The 18,149-nt window shown below is 36.6% G+C and carries 10 protein-coding genes and 1 tRNA gene; 6 read left to right on the top strand and 5 right to left on the bottom strand.

Features of this window, described 5'->3' with window-relative positions; translation table 11 throughout:
* Nucleotides 1–76 precede the first annotated feature (76 nt).
* The 4 genes from FLA105534_RS05010 to FLA105534_RS05025 all read right to left on the bottom strand — a co-directional run bounded on the left by FLA105534_RS05010 (nucleotide 77) and on the right by FLA105534_RS05025 (nucleotide 10,472).
* Entirely contained in the window at nucleotides 77–2,479 is a 2,403-nt protein-coding gene (locus tag FLA105534_RS05010; protein ID WP_173964937.1) for a TonB-dependent receptor domain-containing protein, read from the bottom strand.
* Nucleotides 2,480–2,767: 288 nt separating this feature from the next.
* Nucleotides 2,768–6,421: a phosphoribosylformylglycinamidine synthase gene (gene purL, locus FLA105534_RS05015; RefSeq protein ID WP_173964938.1), complete on the bottom strand. Its 3,654-nt coding sequence runs from the start codon at nucleotides 6,419–6,421 to the stop codon at nucleotides 2,768–2,770.
* A gap of 324 nt (nucleotides 6,422–6,745) precedes the next feature.
* Nucleotides 6,746–8,602: an endonuclease gene (locus FLA105534_RS05020; protein WP_173964939.1), complete on the bottom strand. Its 1,857-nt coding sequence runs from the start codon at nucleotides 8,600–8,602 to the stop codon at nucleotides 6,746–6,748.
* A gap of 352 nt (nucleotides 8,603–8,954) precedes the next feature.
* Nucleotides 8,955–10,472, bottom strand: a complete 1,518-nt coding sequence (locus tag FLA105534_RS05025) for a hypothetical protein (RefSeq protein ID WP_173965013.1) — start codon at nucleotides 10,470–10,472, stop codon at nucleotides 8,955–8,957.
* A 253-nt stretch (nucleotides 10,473–10,725) separates the two neighbouring features.
* On the opposite strand from FLA105534_RS05025, the gene FLA105534_RS05030 reads away from it, so the two are divergent.
* From FLA105534_RS05030 to nadB, 6 genes are all read left to right on the top strand, one after another.
* Entirely contained in the window at nucleotides 10,726–11,157 is a 432-nt protein-coding gene (locus FLA105534_RS05030; protein WP_173964940.1) for a PaaI family thioesterase, read from the top strand.
* A gap of 5 nt (nucleotides 11,158–11,162) precedes the next feature.
* Nucleotides 11,163–12,233 (top strand): chorismate-binding protein, encoded by a 1,071-nt coding sequence (locus FLA105534_RS05035; protein WP_173964941.1) that lies wholly within the window; start codon nucleotides 11,163–11,165, stop codon nucleotides 12,231–12,233.
* A 201-nt stretch (nucleotides 12,234–12,434) separates the two neighbouring features.
* Nucleotides 12,435–13,151, top strand: a complete 717-nt coding sequence (gene bshB1 / locus FLA105534_RS05040) for a bacillithiol biosynthesis deacetylase BshB1 (RefSeq protein ID WP_173964942.1) — start codon at nucleotides 12,435–12,437, stop codon at nucleotides 13,149–13,151.
* 82 nt (nucleotides 13,152–13,233) lie between these two features.
* Nucleotides 13,234–13,307, top strand: a tRNA-His gene (locus FLA105534_RS05045).
* 1,397 nt (nucleotides 13,308–14,704) lie between these two features.
* Nucleotides 14,705–15,637 (top strand): quinolinate synthase NadA, encoded by a 933-nt coding sequence (nadA, locus tag FLA105534_RS05050; protein ID WP_173964943.1) that lies wholly within the window; start codon nucleotides 14,705–14,707, stop codon nucleotides 15,635–15,637.
* Nucleotides 15,638–15,655: 18 nt separating this feature from the next.
* Nucleotides 15,656–17,161, top strand: coding sequence for an L-aspartate oxidase (gene nadB / locus FLA105534_RS05055; RefSeq protein WP_173964944.1), 1,506 nt, complete (start codon nucleotides 15,656–15,658; stop codon nucleotides 17,159–17,161).
* 141 nt (nucleotides 17,162–17,302) lie between these two features.
* Here nadB and ypfJ read toward each other — a convergent pair whose 3' ends face one another.
* A complete protein-coding gene (gene ypfJ, locus FLA105534_RS05060; RefSeq protein WP_173964945.1) occupies nucleotides 17,303–18,148 on the bottom strand; it encodes a KPN_02809 family neutral zinc metallopeptidase in 846 nt (281 codons plus the stop codon).
* Nucleotide 18,149: the final 1 nt, after the last annotated feature.

Consider the following 18,149-nt stretch of genomic DNA (forward strand, 5'->3'; position numbering starts at 1 on the left):
TGGCGAATATAGTTCAATTTTTACTAGAAAAATGAATCCAAATTACAAGAATGATTTTTTTTACTTTAATGTAATGTTACTCTGTCGAAAACTGATTTTCCAGTAATTTTTCCTTAAAGTCAGATTTAAAAGTGTAGGCAAAAGTCACCATCAGTGCGCGGGTATCTGATTTTGATGTACGATTGTTGCTGAATAAGGCTGTGTTGTTTTTAAAGCCGCTTTCGAGCGTGTTAAACATATCGGTTACCACTAAGCCTAATCGGGCGTTGCCTTTGCCAAGCTTTTGCTGAAAGCCCATATCGACATTATAAATCGGAATCCTTTTTCCCTGTGCGGTAGCGAGAGCAGAGTTATAATTTCCGATGATTTGAAGTTTTCCACCTTTCCATGGAACAAAATTATTGATCATTTTTCCGTACCAGCTAAAGGCATTGTTTACTACATCCTGAGCCAGATTAGAAGCGTTTATATTTTGTTGGAAAGCAGTAATGCTGATGTTAGCATCATAAAAGCCAATTGGTTTTAAACTGAAAATAGTTTCAAGACCATAAGTAATGGTGCTTCCAATATTTCTTGGCTGCTGCAAAATCACTCCATTATCCTGAAGTTCGGCATATTGTCTAATGGTGTTGGTTGCGTTTCGGTAAAAAGCATTGGTTGAAAACGAATATTTAGACCATTCTTTGGTATAGCCGGTTTCGATAATATGAATGATTTCCGGTTTTAAATACGGATTTCCTCCATGCGGATTCAAAGCGTCGGTAATATCAATAAACGGATTTAAATTATCCAGATCCGGACGATTGATACGTTTGCTGTACCCCATTTTTAGAAATTCATCTGGAGCTAAATTAAGCTGCAAAGAAGCAGAAGGGAAAAGTTTTATATAATGATTCGAAAAGTGGTCATTATTGTTTTGTGTCTTTCCGTTGTTTGAAACCTGCTCAGCACGCAGTCCTAAATTGTATTTCCATTTAGGAGTATCTTTAGCACCAATGTAGGAGTTTAACATTCCGTATACCGCATTGATCTGCTCGTTGAATTTAAAACCGTTACTGGCCAGAGGATTTACAATGTATTCTCCATTAGTTTGATCGGCGCTTTGAAAATCGGAATTAAAAAATCGAAAGGTTCCTTTGTAGCCTGTCTCTAAAATTGATTTTTCGGAAACCGGAAGCGCATAATTAACAATAGCGTTCGAGATGTTCTCATGCTCGTAATTGTGTGTTCTTTGTAAAAAAGCATCACCTATCTGTTTGTAATACTGATCGTATTGGTACGTGTCGATGTCTGTATTTTCTCTGTGTTTATTAAAAGAGGAAGTAATGCTGGCATTCAGGCTTTTTCGGTCATCGGCAAATTTTCGGTCGTAGCTAAAAGCGAGTTCAGCTACCTTAGAACGTTCAAGTTCCAGAGAGTGCCTTCTGTTGTTAGAGAAAAACTGATTGGCACTGTTGTTTACCTGGGTGTATAAGGTTTCGTCATTGTCCTGACTTTCCATGTTTCCCAAAGCCTCAAAGGAGAAACTGTTGTTTTCGTTAGGGGAAAAATCAATGTTGAATTTCAAATTCTGTAAACCTTCTGTACGCTGGTCACTTCGGTTTTGATTGATGTAATGCTCGTCATCGATCAGGAAATTGGTTCTTTCGCCTTTTATTTTTTTAGTTCTTCCGGCAAAACGATTGTCATATCCCAGTCCAAAATTCCATTTGTCTGTTTTATGGTTTAAGAGCACAGAGCTGTTTAATCTTCCTTTGGCTCCAAATCCGCTTCCCAAAACCACTGCGCCATTCATACCACTTTGGTTGTTTTTTTTGAGTTTAATGTTGATGATACCGCTCTCTGCATTTGCATCGTATTTGGCTGTAGGATTACTTATGATCTCAATGCTTTCAATACTGCTTGCTGCAATTTGATCCATATTGGTAATGGCAGAGTTTTTTCCGTTAATTAAAATCATAGGAGATTTTCCTCTTAGCGTAATTCCTCCGTCTGCATCAACAGCAACGGTTGGAATGTTTTTTAGCATATCTGTAGCTGTTCCGCCTGCTTGCGTCAAATTGGAAACTGCATTAAAAATAAAACCTTCGTCAGTCTTTTGGATTTGTTTTTTTTGAGAATTTACAACAACGGCGTTTAATAGATTAGCATCGGTTTGCAAAGTTATGGTTCCAACAGAAAGTGGAGCACCTGTAAATTTTACTTTTTGAGTAACCGTTTTGAATCCAATTAACTTGAATTGCAGCTGATATTCACCGGAAGCAAGATGGTCTAAAGAGAAGTTTCCCAAAGCGTCTGTAACGGCATATCCGGCTACTTTTGTGGAGTCGGCGGTATTTTTTAAAACCACATCGACAAATTCGACGGCCAGTTTTCCGTCAGAAACAGTTCCTTTTACAGAAGAATTTTGAGCAAATGTAAATTGGCTTATAAGAAATAAGAGTAGTAAAAGCGATAAATTTGGCATCCATTTTTTCATGACACAAAGATATTTATCGCAGTAAAAACAGTTTATAAAAGTACCTTGGGATACTATTCAATTAGTCTTAGAGTCGTTTTAAAGTTTTAGCCACAAATTTCGCGGATTTTCACGAATTGCTAGTTTAAAAAATAGATACAAATTAAAGGATTGGAATGATTTTAAAAGAGGACTCAATTATTTGTAATTAGTAAATAATTAAAAAAAATAATTCGGGAAATTCGTGGAATTCGTGGCAAAAAAAACGCCCGATCAATTCGGGCGCTTTTCATAATAAAAATATATTTTTTAGTTTTTCTCAATCCATTTTCTGGCGTTAACAAAAGCTTCATGCCAAGGCGAAACTTCATCGTTTCTGTCTTTTGGATAGTGTGCCCAGTTCCATTGGAAGGTTGAACGCTCGATGTGTGGCATCATAACTAAATGTCTTCCGGTTTTGTCGCACAGCATTGCCGTGTTGTAATCAGATCCGTTAGGGTTTGCAGGATAACCTTCGTAAGCATATTTTGAAACGATGTTGTAGTTTTCTTCAGCTAAAGGCAATTTGAATTTTCCTTCTCCGTGAGAAACCCAAACTCCTAAAGTACTTCCTGCCAATGTCGATAACATTACCGAATTGTTCTCCTGTACTTTTACAGAAGTAAAAATACTTTCATGTTTGTTACTTTCATTGTGAAGCATTTTTCCGTGCACTTCATGCTCTGGATTAATAACTTCCAATTCCATAAACAACTGACATCCGTTACAGATTCCAACAGATAAAGTATCTTCTCTTTTAAAGAATTTATCCAATGCCGTTTTTGCTTTTTCGTTGTACAAGAAAGCTCCGGCCCAACCTTTGGAAGAACCTAAAACATCTGAGTTAGAGAATCCTCCAACTGCACCAATAAACTGAATGTCTTCCAATGTTTCACGACCCGAAATTAAATCCGTCATGTGAACGTCTTTTACATCAAATCCAGCCAAGTACATAGCATTTGCCATTTCACGCTCAGAATTACTTCCTTTTTCACGGATAATAGCTGCCTTAGGTCTTGGTTTAGAATTGTCGATTTCCGGTTTTTTTCCAGTAAAATGTGCTGGGAAAGTATATTGTAAAACTTGATTTTTATAGTTTTCGAAACGTGCCTGAGCTCTTCCGTTTTTTGATTGTTTTTGATCTAATAAAAAAGAAGTTTCAAACCAGATGTCTCTGTACTTCGCAATATCCAAATTATAATTTCCAAATTCCAAACTAGCAGTTTCTTGAACTGAACCAATTTTGAAGAATTCGATATTGTTTGATTTTAATTTAGCTTCAACAGCTTCATCCGATTTCGCCTGGAAAACAATTCCGATGTTTTCAGCAAAAAGGATTTTCAATAAGTCTTTTTCCGCGAAAGCGCTGAAATCAATTTTAGCTCCAAGATTTACGTCAGCAAAACATAATTCTAATAAAGTAGTGATTAAACCACCACTACCAATATCGTGACCTGCTAAAATCTGGTTGTCACCAATTAATTCCTGAATTGTATTAAAAGCATTTTTGAAGAAAGAAGCGTCTTTAATTGTAGAAGTTTCTTTTCCAATCGTGTTTCTGATTTGTGCAAAAGAAGAACCTCCTAATTTGAAATCATCCTGAGACAAGTTGATATAATAAATAGAATCTCCGTTTTTCTGTAAAACAGGCTCTACTACTTTTCTAATATCAGTACAGTTTCCTCCAGCCGAAATAATTACCGTTCCCGGTGCGATTACTTCGTCGTTTGGATATTTTTGTTTCATCGAAAGTGAATCTTTTCCTGTTGGAATATTGATTCCCAATTCGATTGCGAATTCTGAACAACCTTCGACAGCAGCGTACAAACGAGCGTCTTCACCTTCGTTTTTACAAGCCCACATCCAGTTGGCCGATAATGAAATGCCGCCTAAACCATCTTTAATTGGAGCCCAAACAATGTTTGATAACGATTCTGCAATCGCATTTCTACTTCCCGCAACCGGATCAATCAAAGCAGCGATAGGAGCGTGCCCAATAGAAGTTGCAATTCCTTCTTTACCTAAATAATCCAGAGCCATAACACCAACATTATTCAAAGGCAATTGCAATGGTCCTGCGTTTTGCTGTTTTGCTACTTTTCCACCCACACAACGGTCTACTTTATTCGTTAACCAGTCTTTTGATGCAACCGCTTCTAAACGTAAAACGTCTTGTAAATAACTTTCGAAATCTCCTGCGTTGTAAGCAACATCAGCATATTTTCTGTCGATCGTTTTATCGGTCATTACCGTTTTTGGAGAACTTCCGAAGAAATCTTCCAAAGCATAATCCATCGGTTTAGAACCATTTGATTTAGATTCGAATGTAAAACGGTGATCTCCCGTTACATCTCCCACCTGATACATTGGAGAGCGCTCTCTGTCGGCAATTCTTTGTAATATATCAATATCTTTTTGGGCAATAACCAATCCCATTCTTTCCTGAGATTCGTTTCCGATAATTTCTTTAGCAGAAAGTGTTGGATCTCCAACCGGCAATTTATCTAAATCGATTAAACCTCCCGTTTCTTCTACCAATTCTGAAAGACAGTTTAAGTGTCCTCCAGCTCCGTGATCGTGAATTGAAACAATTGGGTTGTGATCGCTTTCTACCAAACCACGAATGGCGTTGGCAGCACGTTTTTGCATTTCGGGATTTGAACGTTGGATAGCATTTAATTCGATACCTGAACCAAAAGCTCCGGTGTCTGCAGAAGAAACAGCAGCTCCACCCATTCCGATTCTATAGTTTTCTCCACCAAGAATTACGATTTTATCACCTTCCTGTGGTTTCTTTTTGATTGATTGATCCAGTTTTCCGTAACCAATTCCACCCGCCTGCATGATTACTTTATCGTAACCAATTTTACGGTCGTTTTCTGAATGTTCGAATGTCAAAACCGAACCTGTAATTAACGGCTGGCCAAATTTATTTCCAAAATCAGAAGCTCCGTTTGAAGCTTTGATTAAAATATCCATTGGTGTTTGGTACAACCATTTTCTTTCCTCAACCGCATTTTCCCATTTTCTGTTGTCATTCAAACGTGAATATGAAGTCATGTATACCGCAGTTCCTGCCAACGGCAATGAACCTTGTCCACCAGCAAGACGGTCACGAATTTCTCCTCCCGATCCTGTTGCTGCTCCGTTGAAAGGCTCTACAGTGGTTGGGAAATTGTGTGTTTCGGCTTTTAATGAAATAACAGAATCGAATTCTTTGATTTCGTAAAAATCAGGTTTGTCAGCTGTTTTAGGTGCAAACTGCTGCACTTTTGGTCCTTTTACAAAAGCAACGTTGTCTTTGTAAGCAGAAACAATATCGTTAGGGTTTTCCTGTGATGTTTTTTTAATTAATTTGAATAAAGAAGTTTCTTTTTCCTCTCCGTCAATTACAAAAGTTCCGTTGAAAATTTTGTGACGGCAGTGTTCTGAGTTCGCTTGTGAGAAAGCGAAAATTTCAGAATCGGTTAGTTTTCTTCCAAGTTTTACAGCAAGATTGTCTAAATAATCTACTTCTTCCTGGCTTAGAGCTAAACCTTCTACTTTATTGTAAGTGGCAATATCATCAATTTCCAGAATAGGTTCCGGTTGCACATTGATCGTGAAAATTTCCTGATCTAATTGGCTGAATTTTTGAAAGAGCATTGGGTCAAAATCTGAAAAATCAGAGGTTGCCGGATGAAATTCTTCAATTCTGATAATGCCTGTAATACCCATGTTCTGAGTGATTTCTACAGCATTTGTACTCCATGGAGTGATCATAGTGGCACGAGGGCCAACAAAAAAATCCGTCAGTGCGGATTTTTCGATCTTATTGGAGTCGGCAAAAAGCCAGTTTAGTTTTGAAATGTCTTGAGCCGAAATTTCGTTTTGCGTTTGTACTGCAAAAACAGTTTTGCTTTGGTTTTCAAAGAAATGGATCATTGTGATGTGTAGTTTGTTGTATTGAAGTGCAAATTTAGTGTAAATAAATAGCAAGCGCAAATTTGAAAATAAACTCTTTTGAAAAAAAATGAAGGTGCTTTTTTAACCATCATAAATGAGGTGAGTTCCTTTTAGAAGTCGGTGCAATTGTTATTAGTGTTTTAATCTCGCGAAGTCGGTAAGATGCAAAGTCTATTTTTTTAAGTTCGATATATAAAAAACTTTGCGTCTTAGCGACTTTGCGAGCATAGTATAAAAAAATGTTATAACAAAAAAGCAGCGGCAATATTGCCACTGCTTTATTTAGTAAGCACTCGTGTGTAATTAGTTGATTACGATTTTTTTACTGAAATTTTCAGAACCTATGCTAATACGAACAATGTATACGCCTTTTGGTACATTATTTATCGTTGATAATGAATCTGTAGTGTTTAATTTCTCAAACACTTTTTGACCTAATATTGAAATTATCCCGATAGAATAGGGTGCTTCTAAATTATTAAAGTAAACAGTGAAGTTACCCTGAGACGGGTTCGGATATATAGTAAGACTTTTTGATTCGGTGAAAACTTTTTCCGTTACTTTAAGAGTGCCATCGTTTCCTGATTTGGCTCCTAAGTCCGAACAGGTATCCATTCCAAACGAATCCCATTGCGAACTCAGATTAAAAGTGGCGCTAGGTGCAGTTACGGTTGATTTTCTTCTTAAAGTGACATCGGCTGCAAAATTGGCCGTTCCGCCATTAAAAGTACCAATGATGTCGATCAAAACACCATTTTTGAATAGACCTATAGGATCATTTCCGTTATAAGCCAATTCAGTTGCTGTTGTCGATATGTTAGCCGAGCCGGTTGTATAGCAGCTTGATGAGATCTGGTTGTGTACAATAACAAATTTGCTTCCAGTGGTCAATGTTCCGCTTAAAGCCAAACCTGTACTCCACGAGCCTGCACCGTTAGTTTGTTTTTTTATGGTATATGCAGATAGATTTATTGTTGTTCCGGTATTGTTAGCAAGTTCAAGAGCTTTATTGTTTCCGGATCCTTCAATGTATTCAGAGAAAAGCAGATCTGTCGTACTTCCGGTTCCGTTACTGTCGGTTGTTACTGAAATGGTATTGCTTGAAGCAGAAGTATTTCCCGCAGCATCTTTTGCTTTTACATAAATAGAATAAGCTGTTGCTGCAGTCAGGCCTGTAATTGTAGCGGTTGTACCGGAAATAGTTGTTTTTAGAGCGCTGTTCGCATAAATATCATAAGCGGTAACGGCTAAATTATCTGTAGAGGCAGTCCACGAAAGCGTAATGGAAGTGGCTGTTTTTGAAGTGGAAGCCAAACTTGTCGGTGCAGTCGGAGCCTGAGTATCTGAAGAAGGTGTTCCTCCCCAAATTTGATTGACATATTCCGGGTGATCGATATAAGGATTTCTATTGTTCTGACGGGCATAAATGGCATTGTTTCTCGCAATTTCTCTCGCACTTACCGGATCTTGTGCGTTCCATGCTAGAAGAAGATTTAAAAATGCTGTAGTAAAGACTTTGTCGCCTGAACCGTCAAACATCGGATAAGAGTAACCTGCAACCGTATTTTCGTAACGTGTAGCAAAGTAGAAATACATTCGGGCAATATCGCCTTTGAATTCGTTTATAGGCTCAAAAACGGTTCCTGAATATCCGGATACTGAACTTGAACCCAATTTACCGCCATTTTGAGACGTATAAGTTGCAGTACCTACAGTTCCGTGAGGATAGTTGGATCGAATACCATTTACTTTTCCATCGGTTGGAGTGATGAAATGTGCATCGGCTACCATAGGTGATTGTTCGTTAAAAACAGATTGCGGAATGATGTGTTCTCTGTTATAGCAGTCACCTTCTACCACATAATTCCCGCACCTTTGTGTGGTTCCTGTGCTGTAATTGTAAGGGTCGGTTCCAGATGGGTTTTCAGAGTACATGTCTAAAACAGTTCCGTCGTTTTCGTAAAAATTATCAACGTCCGAAGTTTGATAAGTGACGTACAAACCGGCATATCCATTATTGGTATGTCCTTTTATGATGTTGTACAATTGTGTCTTTAAAGTGTAACCCGTGCCTGTTGCTGTGGTGTAATAACCGGTAGGGATTTGAGCAAATGTCGCTGTAATAAAGAATAATAATACATAAGAGTAGATTTTTTTCATAAATAGCGGTAGTTAAATTTGGTTTTTAATAAATGGATGTTTTTTGTTTGAATTTATTAATTGTCTCAAATTTACTACTTTATGGAATACGTTGCGTTAAGGGATGTTTAAATTAAGATAGTTTTTCTTACGGTTGAGGAAATTGCCACGAAGGCACAAAGGCCCTAAGTTTTTTACTTTTTTTGCGCGCGAATGTAAGCAGATTAGTTTTGTTAAGTCTGGATAAAATCTTTAGATATTAAAAAAAATTACATAAAAAAACAGCTGCAAATCAAAAAGGAGATGCATAAAGTAAAAGAACTTTGCGTCTTAGTGATTTTGCGAGCGAAGAAAATGTTTTTTTGGACAGTCTTTACTTCGGAAATGCTGCGCTTTGGTACGCCCCTAAATCAGGTGGAGAAGTTCTGGTTTTTCCAATAATATCCAAAGGAATGTTATAGATCTGATTTCCTTTCGCGAAAGCGGAAGAAGTATTGTCAATATTGAACAGGTTCTTGGATACATTCAAAAACTTTGGATTTTCGTTTAGAATGATTTGGTTGTAGTGTGCAGTGTCTGTTTTAAATTGATAATCAGGATTAGTTGTCGAGCTGCTGAATTTTACCAGGCAATTGTTAAGCTGATAGACAAAAGCAGTCGTAGCATTTTTATTCAGATTAAATTCGTTACTACCCGATCCGTAAATGATGCAATTGTTAAAAGTTGCCTGTGTGAGCGGATTTGTTGCTGGAACAGCATTGGCAAGACTGTTGCTGAGGTTAACCGCAAATTGCGAATTGTTTGACCAGCTGTTGTTGAAAGTACAGTGTGTGAACTTATAGCTCCCGCCATATACGCAGGACAAACTCGCAAGACCGGCATAGTTAATCACTATGTTTTCTCCATTAATGCGTGCATTTTGGGCTAATATCCCGTATTCGGCAGAATTGTAAATCTGCGTATTTTTGATTTCAATAGTCGAAGCGGCGTCAGGATTTTTGAAATTTAAACCAATGATCGCATTTTTAAGGGTAAGGTGATTTACAGTGTGATTGGTGCTGCCGTTTGCAAAAATAACCGAGTTCCATTGCCCCGGAATATTATCGTAAAGAGATTCTAAGCGATCACCTTCAAAAACAACTTCATTTTCTAATTTAGGCGTTGCAGATGTTGTTCCGTTAATGTGTAAAGAAGCTTTGTCATCAATATAAAGTCCTGAATTGGCGTGAAAAAATACACGTGCTCCCGCTTCAAAAGTGACGGTTTTATTTTTAGGAACTCCTGCATATCCGTAGATAACATAAGGTTTTTGTTTGGTAAAAAGCAATTCATTTCCGTTTACAGGATCACTTTCGTCCAGATAAAAACCATCAACTTCTTTGCCTTCGATTTTGATTTTCTCTTTTGTTCCGTCGGGATTTTGCTTTGGATAAAGAAAAACAGCATCCTGAATCAACGTGACCAAAGCGACTTCCTGAAGGTTAGCGCCGCTGTCAAACTGAATTTTATCTGTATATAAAAAGTCGGTTGGATTTGCATCTGTAATATCTGCGGTGGTTTCTACAAAAATATACAAACTGTCTTTGGACAAAAGTGTGACATCTTTGAAGATTTTACCATTGTTTCCACTCATTCCGTCAACCGTCATTCTGTATTTTGAATTCAGACCATTTTTGAGTTGGATGATTGGAATCGAGATGTCATTTTTACTTTTATTGTACACCTTAAGCTGATAAGTAGCGGAGCCGATATTTTTAAAAACAGTATCCAGATAAACAGTGTCTTTTGAAAACTTCAGATCTCCGGAACTGGCAATGGTATCAAAATCAGTTCGGCAAGAGCTGAAAGTTATAAGTAATCCGAAAATAAGAAGTATAAAGTATTGACGCATTTGAATGTGTTCGTTTTTTACCACAAGATTAAAAGGATTAAAAAGATTTTTTACTCTTTGAAGAAATATTTTAATCTGTGAAAATCTGTGCAATCTGTGGCATAAAAAAAATCTTTGCAACAGATCAATATTAATGTTTTTGTAAAAATAGCAAAAAACTTACATGTTTGAAGTTGAATTTTAATTTTAGAATGTGATTTTCGAATTTGTATCTCATCTTTTCTTTAATTTTACGATTTTAAAGTCTATTTTAATGAATTATACGAAAGAACAGATTTTAGCGCACTGTAATGAGTTTTCGAAAAACACATTGATGGAAACGCTGAAAATAGAATATGTTGACGCAGGAACTGATTTTTTAACTGCAAAAATGCCTGTAAATCCTTCTGTTCATCAGCCAATGGGCTTGTTACATGGTGGTGCTTCGGTTGCTCTGGCAGAAAGTGTTGGGAGTGCAGCATCCTTCTTTTTTATCAATCCAAACGAACAAGAAGTACGTGGAATAGAAATTTCGGCCAACCATCTGAAAAGTATTAGAGAAGGATGGGTTTTCGGAACAGCCCGAATCATTCACAAAGGGAAAAGTATTCACCTGTGGGAGATTAAAATTACTGATGAAGCCGGAAATTTGATTTCGCTTTGCAAATTGACCAATATGGTTTTGGACAGAAAGAAAACAGTATAGGAAATATGAATGATTTTTTTTCTAAAATTAAAGTACAACACGAAAAGGGTTTGCCTTTTGTGATGTATTCTAAACCAAATTCCAATAGTGTTTTTGCGCTTTTACAGCATAACGATACATTATATAAAATCTCAGATTATAAAGAAAAAGGTTTTGTTTTTGCTTCTTTTGATGAAAAACAACTGATTCTGATTCCGGAGAATGAATCTGAAATTTTAACAACAGAGCACGAAGAGATTGTATTTGAAAGTACCGAAATAGAAGGGACGGGTTTTGATATTGAAGCCAAAACACAATACGAGTCTTTAGTTTCAAAAGGAATTCAGGCAATTAATAACGATGAGTTTAAAAAAGTAGTACTGTCCAGAAGTGAAAAAGTGACTTTGGCTGAATTTGATTTTGTTGCTACTTTTCAGCATTTGATTCAATTGTATCCGACGACTTTGTCGTATGTTTTTTTTCATCCAAAAATTGGTTTCTGGATGGGAGCAACACCGGAACGATTGCTGAAAGCCAATGGAAATGTTTTTGAAACCATGGCTTTGGCTGGAACTCAGAAAGCGGCATTAGAAACAGATATCTTATGGCAGCAAAAAGAAAAAGACGAGCAGCAATATGTGACCGACTTTATTGTAAAGAGATTACGAGAGGTAGCTTCTTCGGTTGATGTTACAGAACCTTATAGTGTGAAAGCAGGATCTATCTGGCATATTAAAACAGATATTTCGGGAGTTTTAAAAAACAATTCGACTCTGGAAGAAGTAATCGATACGCTTCATCCAACCCCTGCAGTTTGTGGTTTGCCAAAGAAAAAAGCAAAAGCATTTATTATAGAAAACGAAAATTACGACAGAACTTTTTATACCGGTTTTCTGGGAGAATTAAACAGCAGTTTTGCTCACGATGAGATTAGTTCTGATTTCTACGTAAATTTGCGAAGCATGCAAATTCAGGAGAATACTGCAATTTTATATATGGGCTGCGGTATTACCAAAGAAAGTGTTCCCGAAAAAGAATGGGAGGAAAGTGTGAACAAATCGATGACGATGAAAAGAGTGTTGAGAGTTATGAGTTAGAAGTTATGAGTTTTTAGTAGCAGTATACAGTTTTCAGTCGCAGTTTTCAGTTGCTAAGACTTTATATTGCGACTGCAACTAAACTTGAAACTTGAAACTTGGAACAAAACAAAAAAAACAAAAAAGAGTAAAGTAAATAGATGAAAGATCAGTTTTGATTTTCAGAATTGTAATTGATTTTTGACATTGATATTAAAAATTATGAAATTAGATATATTAGCCTTCGGAGCACATCCGGATGATGTAGAATTAGGTTGTGCCGGAACCATTTTAAAAGAAATATCACTGGGTAAAAAAGTAGGTATCGTCGATTTAACACGTGGAGAATTGGGAACTCGTGGTACAGCTGAAACTAGAGATGCAGAGGCAAAAGAAGCAGCAAAAATATTAGGAGTTCTGGTTCGTGAAAACTTAGGCATGCGTGACGGCTTTTTTGCAAATGACGAGAAACATCAGCTGGAGGTAATCAAAATGATTCGGAAGTACAAACCGGAGATCGTGTTGTGTAATGCAATCGACGACCGTCATATCGACCATGGCAAGGGGAGTAAATTAGTTTCAGATGCCTGCTTCTTGTCTGGATTGGCAAAGATAGAAACATCAATAGATGGAGAGCGTCAGGAAGCGTGGAGACCAAAGGTGGTGTACCATTATATTCAGTGGAAAAACATTGTGCCTGACTTTGTAGTGGATATCACAGGTTTTGAAAAGAAAAAGGTAGAAGCAGTTTCGGCATACAAAACGCAGTTTTATGATCCGAATTCGAAAGAACCTGCAACGCCAATTACGAGTAAAAACTTCTTTGAAAGTTTAGATTATCGTGCGAAGGATTTAGGAAGGCTTGTTGGTAAAGATTTTGCTGAAGGTTTTACTGTTGAAAGGTGTTTGGCTGTCAATAGTTTAGAAAATTTACTGTAAATTTTTCATTTTTTTCTTTGTAGAACTCAACATTAGTTATATATTTGCACTCGCTAAGCAGAAATGCACAAGCAGAAAAATGGTGGTTGTAGCTCAGTTGGTTAGAGTAGCGGTTTGTGGTGCCGCGGGTCGCCGGTTCGAACCCGGTCAGCCACCCAGAAATTTAAAGCCTTGAAGAAATTCAAGGCTTTTTTTGTGCGTTTAACTGAAAACGGCAATTTTTATAAATTCCACTTTATTCAATTGTGGAGGTCTGTGAGATGTTATTGTTTGTATATCGTTGTTCGCAGTTTCGACTGTGGGGTAATGGTGTTATTGTGCATTGTGATTCTGTATTGTGTTCCATTATTGTGTTCCTGTGGTTGAAACCACAGGCAATGTTTTTGGATCAATCCAAAATGTTGTGGGGTTGATAGAAGTTATTCTTTTTATTAACGATTTCAGCTCTTCATTTAAGAGATCATTTTATTATAGCTGATTTTGTAATTAGTGTTCTCTTTGGGTATAAATATTTGAAATGTTTAAAAAGGGCTGAAAGCCCAAAAGCATAAAAATAGTGCAACGCACTATAAATTAAGATAATGAATCATAATGCCCTGAAGGGGCATAAGCAGTTATAAATAAAGCATAATATCTTGATTAAAAGTTGCTAAATTTCGGAAATGTCATAAAATAAGATAGGTGCTTTTGGGTTATGCTTTCGCCCTTACAGGGCTTGAAGAAGTGCTCACCATTATTCATGGCACTTCGTGCCATGTTACTGCTAAGGCTCTTTCAGAGCAACAGATTCCAAATACTTGTCTCTTATGGGGTAAGCTGTAAATTATTATTTTTGCAATTAAGAAATTTTAGGAAAATGTAAAACTTTAAAAGATTGCAAAAGGCTGCCACTTTCATTCCTAAAGTCCTTTATGGTAAAGAGAATACTATTTTTATCACTCCAGAACTTTTGAACCTGATTCTTTTTAGACCGACTAATACTTATGTCCAATTTTATAAATCCACAGGTTTTCGTATTGATCCATGTTTTTATTGTGTTGTGCTTGTATTGGGGGCAAGAAATCAGGTTCAAATATTGTTGAATTTTGAATGAGGGGTCTCAGTGTTTATCAAATCTCTGAAGTTTTATTCTCTTATGTTATAGTTCAGAGTTTCAACTGCGGGGTAATTGTAATTCTGAATCTACTGTGGCATAATTAATTAGTCTAGTATTAAGCTAAAAAGAGATAACGTTCTATGATTTTAATCATGAAATACCGGAAAGTCCAATAATATCTTTACAACTCAAAATTGATGTTTAGTCTGGAAAAAGTAGGATTTAATAAATTATAAAATAGCTATACTGTAAAGTAGAGCACGGATTTCTCCTGGGTCGAATACAAAATTTAGAGTTTGAATAATTTGTAATGAACCCCATAAAAAGCAAATAAAATTGTAAAGAATAGTTTCGATTTAGGAGTTTTTAATTTAAAGAACAGTTTTTTAAAATACAAAAGAATATAATCAGGGTGTTCTAAATGTGAAATTTAAGAATATCGATAAAAAATAATCCTATGGATAAGTTATTCTTAGTTTCTGAAATAAACCGTCTAAGGCAGGAGAAAGATGCTATTATCCTTGCTCATTATTATCAGGAAAAAGAAATACAGGATATTGCCGATTTTGTAGGTGATAGTCTTGAATTATCTAAAAAAGCCGCTACTGCTGATGCTGCTATTATTGTTTTTGCAGGAGTGTATTTTATGGCAGAAACAGCAAAAATTATAAATCCAAATAAAAAAGTGCTTTTGCCTGATATCAATGCAGGCTGTTCTCTTGCTGATGGATGTGATCCCCTTCGTTTTAAGGCGTTAAAAGAATTTTATCCCGATCATGTTGTCGTGACCTACATTAATTCTTCGGCAGAGATAAAAGCACTGAGTGATTGGGTGTGTACTTCGTCTAACGCAAAAAAAATTATAGAAGCTATTCCGGAAGGGAAGGAGATAATTTTTGCTCCTGATAAAAATTTAGGAATGTATCTTAAAAAAGTAACAAACCGTGATTTGCTGCTTTGGGAAGGTTCGTGCGTTGTTCACGAAGCTTTTTCACTAGATAAGCTTATCGAAATTTACAATGCAAATCCAACTGCTAAAATTGTCGCTCATCCTGAGTCGGAAAGGCATATCCTGGAGACTGCACACTATATTGGGTCGACATCCGGGATGCTCAATTTTATCAGGAATAATTCGGCTACTACTTTTATCGTTGCGACTGAAGCGGGTATTTTGCATCAAATCGCAAAAGAAACACTGCAAAAAACGATTATTCCGGCGCCCACCTATGAAGATAATACCTGTGCTTGCAGCGAATGTGCTTTTATGAAAATAAACACCTTAGAGAAGCTTTATTTATGCCTGAAAAACGAAAGCCCGGAAATTACAATTGAAGAAGAGCTGAGATTGCAGGCCATAAAACCAATAAACAGAATGCTCCATTTGTCGTAAATATCTAAGTCAGTCAAAATGAAAAAAACAGATTTACTTATAATTGGTTCCGGAATAGCAGGTTTGTTTTTTGCTATAAAAATTGGAAAAAAACGACCGGATTTATCTATTGTTGTTATGACTAAGGATAAAGTTCAAAGCTCTAATACGCAATTGGCCCAAGGAGGTATAGCTGTGGTTACGGACTGTATACAGGACAGTTTTGAAAAACATATTCAGGACACAATACAAGCAGGTGGAGGGCTGTGTGATGAAGAAATTGTAAAAATGGTTGTACATCAGGCTCCTGACCGATTAGAGGAACTTATTTCTATTGGTGTTTCTTTTGATAAAAATAAATCAGGAATATGGGATTTGGGTTTAGAAGGCGGGCATTCGCAACATCGCATCTTGCATCATAGAGATCTATCAGGGGCAGAAATAGAAAAGAAACTGATTGACACAATAAAACAATTGTCCAACATTACACTTCTGGAAGATCATTTGGTTATTGATGTAAATACAAAAATGAAAAGGGGAGAGACGAGATGTACAGGTGCCTTTTATTGTGATAAAATCAATAATAAGGTAAAGTACATAGGTGCTAAAACCATTGTTTTAAGTACAGGAGGATGTGGTCAGGTTTTTAAGAATACTACAAATCCCGAAATTGCAACTGGTGACGGAATTGCAATAGCATCACGGGCAGGAGCCTTAATCAAGGATATGGAGTATATACAGTTTCATCCGACGGCTTTATATGAAGAAAATAAAAATCCTTTCTTTTTAATTTCAGAAGCCGTAAGGGGTTTTGGTGCGTATGTTATTAATGAAAATCAAAAGCGCTTTATATTCAAAGATGATATCCGAGGAGAATTAGCAACAAGAGATATTGTCTCACAATCAATTAGTAAAGAGCTGGAGATCTCCGGAAAAGAATGTGTTTATTTAGATTGCAGACATTTGGACTTCGATGAATTCTACAGTCATTTTCCTTCCATCACAGAATATTGTAAAACAATTGGATTACATCCTAAAACAGATTTAATTCCTATTGTTCCTGTTGCGCATTACCAATGTGGTGGTATCAACGTGAATAAATATTCACAAACAAACATAAAGAACCTCTACGCAATAGGGGAATGTTCGAGAACGGGGTTGCATGGAAAAAACAGACTGGCATCAAACTCCTTATTAGAAGCTTTGGTTTTTGCCCATCAGGCTTCAGATCATATCGACAGTATCATTGATGAGGTATCTTTCTCGTCAAAAAAGTTTATGCTGAAATTCAATGAGTCTTTAATGAGTGCAGATTCTGATTATTTTGTGGAATTAAAAAAGGAACTCCAAACAATGATGACTTTTTTTTATGTCGGAAAAGATTTTGATTTTGAAGAAATAGTAGATAAAATAGAGTCGATGAAAATGTTAACAGTAGCATTACTGCTCAAAAAGCAAAAAATAACAGCACAGCTCGTCGAGTTTACCAATATGCTTACAGTTGCTAAAATTATCATTGGACAGAATGAAAAAAAATGGCTTTAGGAAACACTAAAAGTTTTTAAAATTAATTAACTGTAGTTGTTTTATGGGCTGATTAATTTTAATTGTCGGAAAAAGAAACAAAAAAAAAGCATGACGATTAAGTCATGCTTTTTTGGTTATTATTAAGATGGTTTGTGAATATTATATTTCATCAAAGGTATTTCCCTGTTTGATGTCTCCCGAAGTAAAACCTTTTTTGAACCAATACATCCTTTGTTCAGAGGTACCATGTGTAAAGGAATCCGGGACAACCTGTCCTTGCATTTTACTCTGAATGGCATCGTCTCCAACAGCATTGGCGGCACTTAAAGCTTCTTCAATATCACCTGGATCTAAGTTTTTCTGATTGTAATGTGCCCAAACTCCGGCATAAAAATCAGCTTGTAATTCCAGAGCTACCGAAAGTTTGTTGGCTTCGGCCTGACTTTTTCCTTCCTGAGCCTGATGCATCTTTGCTGAGGTTCTGAGTAAGGTTTGGATATGATGCCCAATTTCATGTGCGATAACGTACGCAATAGCAAAATCGCCGCCCTTGGCCCCAAATTTATTTTTTAACTCCTCAAAGAAGCCTAAATCCATATATACTTTTTGATCACCCGGACAATAAAAGGGCCCCGACGCAGACGATGCGCCTCCGCATGCTGTTTGTTCAGATCCCCTAAAAAGTACTAATTTCGGGTTTTTATAGGTCATGCCATTTTCTGCAAATATTTTGCCCCAAATATCTTCGTTATCGGCAAGATTAACTCTGACAAATTGACCTAATGCTTCATCTTCTTTACTTAATGGAGCAGCAGCTTCAGTTTGTTGCTGTCCTCCTTGCATTTGTTCCAGTATTGGGGTGATCATTTGGGCATTTTCGCCGCCAAAAACATTCAGTAGTAAAATAATAATACCAATAATTCCACCGCCAACTGCAACTTTTCCGCCAGAAATTGATCTTCTGTCTTCAACGTTATCACTTTGTCTTCTGCCTTGCCATTTCATA

Origin of the sequence: Flavobacterium collinsii (genome assembly GCF_902804485.1) — a bacterium.
Lineage (GTDB): Bacteria > Bacteroidota > Bacteroidia > Flavobacteriales > Flavobacteriaceae > Flavobacterium > Flavobacterium collinsii.